At 69.8% G+C, this 4,420-nt stretch carries 4 protein-coding genes; 2 read left to right on the top strand and 2 right to left on the bottom strand.

What is annotated here, in order from left to right; genetic code table 11:
* Positions 1-1,233 (bottom strand): calcium-binding protein (locus tag ABDW35_RS32845; protein WP_343718058.1); only part of this gene is annotated, 1,233 nt, incomplete at its 3' end.
* 226 nt (positions 1,234-1,459) lie between these two features.
* On the opposite strand from ABDW35_RS32845, the gene ABDW35_RS32840 reads away from it, so the two are divergent.
* Positions 1,460-2,032 carry a peroxidase-related enzyme gene (locus ABDW35_RS32840; RefSeq protein WP_343718057.1) on the top strand — a complete coding sequence of 191 codons (573 nt, stop codon included), beginning with the start codon at positions 1,460-1,462 and terminating at the stop codon, positions 2,030-2,032.
* 22 nt (positions 2,033-2,054) lie between these two features.
* Positions 2,055-3,809: a signal peptide peptidase SppA gene (gene sppA / locus ABDW35_RS32835; protein WP_343718056.1), complete on the top strand. Its 1,755-nt coding sequence runs from the start codon at positions 2,055-2,057 to the stop codon at positions 3,807-3,809.
* A 42-nt stretch (positions 3,810-3,851) separates the two neighbouring features.
* On the opposite strand, the gene ABDW35_RS32830 is transcribed toward sppA, so the two are convergent.
* Positions 3,852-4,420: Dyp-type peroxidase (locus ABDW35_RS32830; protein ID WP_343718055.1), on the bottom strand; the 569-nt coding region annotated here is incomplete at its 5' end.

Here is a 4,420-nt window from a genome sequence, read left to right as displayed (position 1 = left end):
GTCGAGCGCGTTGCCGGTGCCATCGGCCGCGCGGCTGCCGATCAGGACCAGATCCTCGACATTGTCGCCGAGATGATAGCTGATCGCGGCGCGCACCGTGTCGGTGCCCTGGCCCGGCAGTTCGGTCACGACATCGCCGGGGCTGCCGACCACATAGGTGTCATTGCCGGCGCCGCCGTCCATCGTGTCGGCGCCGACCCCGCCGTCGAGATAATCGTCGCCCGGGCCGCCGTGGAGGGTGTCGTCTCCGCCGGCGCCGTACAGGGAGTTGCCGTTGTCGTCGGCGGTGATGACATTGTCGAGCGCGTTGCCGATGCCGTGCGCCCCGGGATAGAGGGTGCCCGACATGACCAGGTTCTCGACATTGTCGGGCAGACGGAAGGTCACGCCTGCATAGACGGTGTCGGTGCCTTCGCCCGGCGCCTCGACGACGGTGTTCCCGAACCGGTCGATCCAATAGGTGTCATCGCCGCCACCACCATGCATCTCGGCGGGATTGGCCCCGGCGTGGAAGACGTCGTCGCCCGCATCGCCGTAGAGGACGTCGGAGCCGGTCTCGGCGGGATCGTCGCTGCCATAGAGGACGTCGTTGCCGTCACCGCCATGAAGCACGTCGCTGCCGGCCTGGCCGTGAAGGATGTCGTCGCCCGCGCCGCCGAAAAGCTGGTCGTTGCCGCTATAGCCATAGAGCTGATCGTTGCCGGCCCCGCCGTCGACGACGTCATTGCCCGCGTCGCCGTTGAGGGAGTCGTTCCCACCGCCACCCTGGATGGTGTCGTTTCCGGCACCGCCGCCGAGGGTGTCGGCGAGGTCGCCGCCGGTGAGCGTATCGGCGCCCGCCCCGCCCAGGAACTGGATGCTCTCGATGCCGACGATGCGGGTCCCGTCCGGCAGCACCTGCGCGACGGCCGGGTCGGCGATCGACAGCGTGATCGGCGCGGTGAAGCTGTCGTCGAACTGCAGGTACAGGTGATCGATGCCGGTGCCGCCATCGATGAGGTCGCCGTCACCGGCCCCGCCCACGGCGATGCCGATCGTGTCGTCGCCGGCCCCGCCGGACAGCACGTCCCGGCCAGCCCCGGCATAGAGCTGGTCATTGCCGTCGTCGCCGAACAGCTGGTCGTCGCCATCCTGACCGAAGAGCTGGTCGTTGCCGCCCAGGCCGTGGATGACATCCGCGCCCGCCGTACCGGTCAGGACGTTGTCGAGGTCGTCGCCATTGATGATCGCCATGGACCTGCCTCCCGGATGGACAGGGCATTCTTGCCCGGAACCGTGACGGTTCGATGCTCAAATCTCGGATCAAGCGGCATTCAAATCTTCGACGAGACTACTCCGAATCTGGTTTCGATTTCACCCGAAAGTACCCGACTATGGGCCGCCGGCCCGCCGCCGCGCGGGTTCGACGGCGGCGCGGCCGCCTGCTAGGCTGGGCCGGCGACCAGAGAGGATTCCCATCGTGCCGCAGCCCGACCACGTCATGGCCTTCCCGATCCCGGACGAGGCCGCGCTCGACGATGACCTCAAGGCCTATTACGCCAAGTGCCTGGAGAAGCTCGGGCTGGTGCCGAACGTGATCCGCGCCTACAGCCTGCGGCCGAAGAAGCTGCGCAACTTCATCGCCACCTACAACGAGCTGATGCTGGGCGACAGCGGCCTGTCGAAGCTGGAGCGGGAGATGATCGCCGTCACCGTCTCCTCCGCCAACCGCTGCTACTACTGCCTGGTGGCGCACGGCCAGGCGGTGCGCCGGCTGGCGGAGGACCCGGAGCTGGGCGAGATGCTGGCCTTCAACCACCGCGTCGCCCGGCTGCCCCCGCGCCAGCGCGCCATGCTGGACTTCGCCTGGCGGCTGACCACCGAGCCGCACATGATCGGCGACGCTGAGCGCGCGGCGCTGCGCGGGCACGGCTTCTCCGACGAGGACATCTTCGACATCTGCGACGTCGTCGGCTTCTTCAACATGTCGAACCGCGTCGCGTCGGGCGTCGACATGATGCCGAACCGCGACTATCACGCGATGAACCGCTGACCTCCCCGGAGCCGGACGCATCATGGGCCGCTTCATCCGCGCCATCCTCATCATCTTCGGCGTGCTGTTCCTGCTGCTGATCCTGGCCGGCGGCGGCCTGACCTGGTACGCGATGACGCGGACGCACCCGCTGCCCAAGGGCGACCTGGCCCTGGTGCTGGACCTGCGGAAGGGCGCGCCGGACCAAGTGCCCGGCGGCTTCAGCCTGAGCCGTACGCCGCTGACGCTGCACCAGGTCATCGACGCGATCGACCGCGCCGCCGCCGATCCGCGCGTCGGCGCCATCGTCGCCCGCCTGTCGCCCGACGCGGTGCCGCTGGCCTCGGCGCAGGAGCTGCGCGACGCCGTCGACCGCGCGCGCCGCGCCGGCAAGCTGACCGTGGCCCATGCCGAGGATCTGGGCAGCGGCGGGCCGGGCAATGTCGCGGTGTTCCTGGCCGCCGGCTTCGACCAGAGCCTGATGATGCCGCAAGGCGGCGTCGGCCTGACCGGCATCTCGGTCGAGGTGCCGTTCGTGCGCGACCTGCTGGACACGGTCGGCATCCAATCCGAGGTCAGCAAGCGCGGCCAGTACAAATCGGCGCCCGAGACCTTCACCGAGCGCGATTTCACCCCGGCCAGCCGGGCGATGAACGAGGATATGGCGCAGGGGCTGTACGACCAGCTGGTGGCCGGTATCGCCCAGGGCCGCGCTTTGCCGCCAGACCAGGTCAAGAAGCTGATCGACGGCGGCCCCTACACGGCCAAGGAGGCGATCGACGCCAAGCTGGTCGACAAGCTGGCCTATTGGGACCAGGTCGACGACCTGGTCGACGCCCGCGTCGGCCGCAAGCTGGCCGAGGTCAAGGCCGACGACTATCTGGAGGCGACCGAGCCGGAGGTGAAGGCCGACCAGCCGCAGGTGGCGGTGATCTACGCCACCGGCCCGATCGTCGACGAGCCGTCGGACAGCCGGCTGGAGCGCGAGATCGTCGGCCGCGAGCTGGCCCAGACCATCGACGACGCGGTCGAGAACGAGAAGATCAAGGCGATCGTGCTGCGCGTCGACAGCCCCGGCGGATCGGTCGTCGCCTCAGCCCTGATCGGCCGGTCGGTCGGCCGGGCGCGCGACGCCGGCAAACCGGTCGTGGTGTCGATGGGCGAGGCCGCGGCCTCCGGCGGCTACTGGATCTCCGCCCAGGCCAAGGCGATCGTGGCCGAGCCGTCGACCCTGACCGGGTCGATCGGCATCTTCGCCGGCAAGCCGGTGCTGCAGGCGCTGTGGAAGAAGGTCGGCGTCAACTGGGGCAATGTGCAGCGCGGCCGCAACGCCGGCATCTGGACCCTGAACGAACCGCTGGACGCCAACGGCAAGGCCCGCTTCGAGGCCGGCATCGACGCCGGCTACGACGCCTTCCTGCAGCTGGTGGCCAAGGGCCGCGGCATGGACCCGAAGGCGGTCGACGCCGTCGCCCAGGGCCGGGTCTGGCTGGGCAGCGAGGCGGTGAAGAACGGGCTGGTGGACCGGCTGGGCGGCCTGGACGCGGCGATGGTCATCGCCCGCCAGGCGATCGGCCTGGGCCCCGACGCCAAGGTAGCGGTGGTGCGCCTGCCGCGCCCGCGCTCCGCCCTCGACACGCTGCGCCGGCTGGTCTCCGGCAGCCCGCTCGGCGGCGCGGCGCTGCTGGAGCAGGCCGGGCTGGGCCCGCTGGCCCCGGTCGCGGAACGGTTCAGCGCCCTCGCCGCCACGGCCGACGGCCCGGTCGCGGCGATGCAGCCGCTGGTGCTGGGACGGTAGGGCCGTAGGTTGGGTTCGCGACCCGCGAACCCAACCTACGGTCTAACGCGGCGCCTCGGCCGGCGGGGCGGCCGCAATCCTTTCCTGCGCCGCCTCGACCAGCGCCTGCAGCGTCGGGCGATCCGGGGCGAAGAAGGTCGTGCCGGTGTGCGGGGTCGAGAAATCCAGCAGCCGGTCATAGGCACCCGGCGGGTCGCCGACATACATCCGCTGCAGCATCTTCTCGATCACCCAGAGGTATCGGGAATAGCCGATGAAATAGGTGCCGAATTCGCGCTGCCCCGGGCGGCCGAAGGGCATGTTGTCGCGCAGGATGTCGTGTTCGGTGCCGTCGGCATCGGCGATGGTGGCCAGCGACTTGTGCGATTTGCGGGGCGCGTCGTCGTCATCGATCTCGATGTTGTCGATCTTGGTGCGGCCGATGATCCGTTCCTGGTCCGGCGTCGGCAGCCGGCCCCAGGCGCCGAGATCGTGCAGGTACTTCTGGACGACGACATAGCTGCCGCCGGCGAAATCGGCGTCCTCGTCCCCGACCAGCGCCGAGGCGGGCAGGTCGAGGCCGGCCGGATTGGCCGTGCCGTCGACGAAGCCGAGCAGGTCGCGCGCATCGA

Origin of the sequence: Inquilinus sp., assembly GCF_039594555.1 — a bacterium.
Lineage (GTDB): Bacteria > Pseudomonadota > Alphaproteobacteria > DSM-16000 > Inquilinaceae > Inquilinus.
This window is presented reverse-complemented; position numbering and strand designations above follow the sequence as displayed.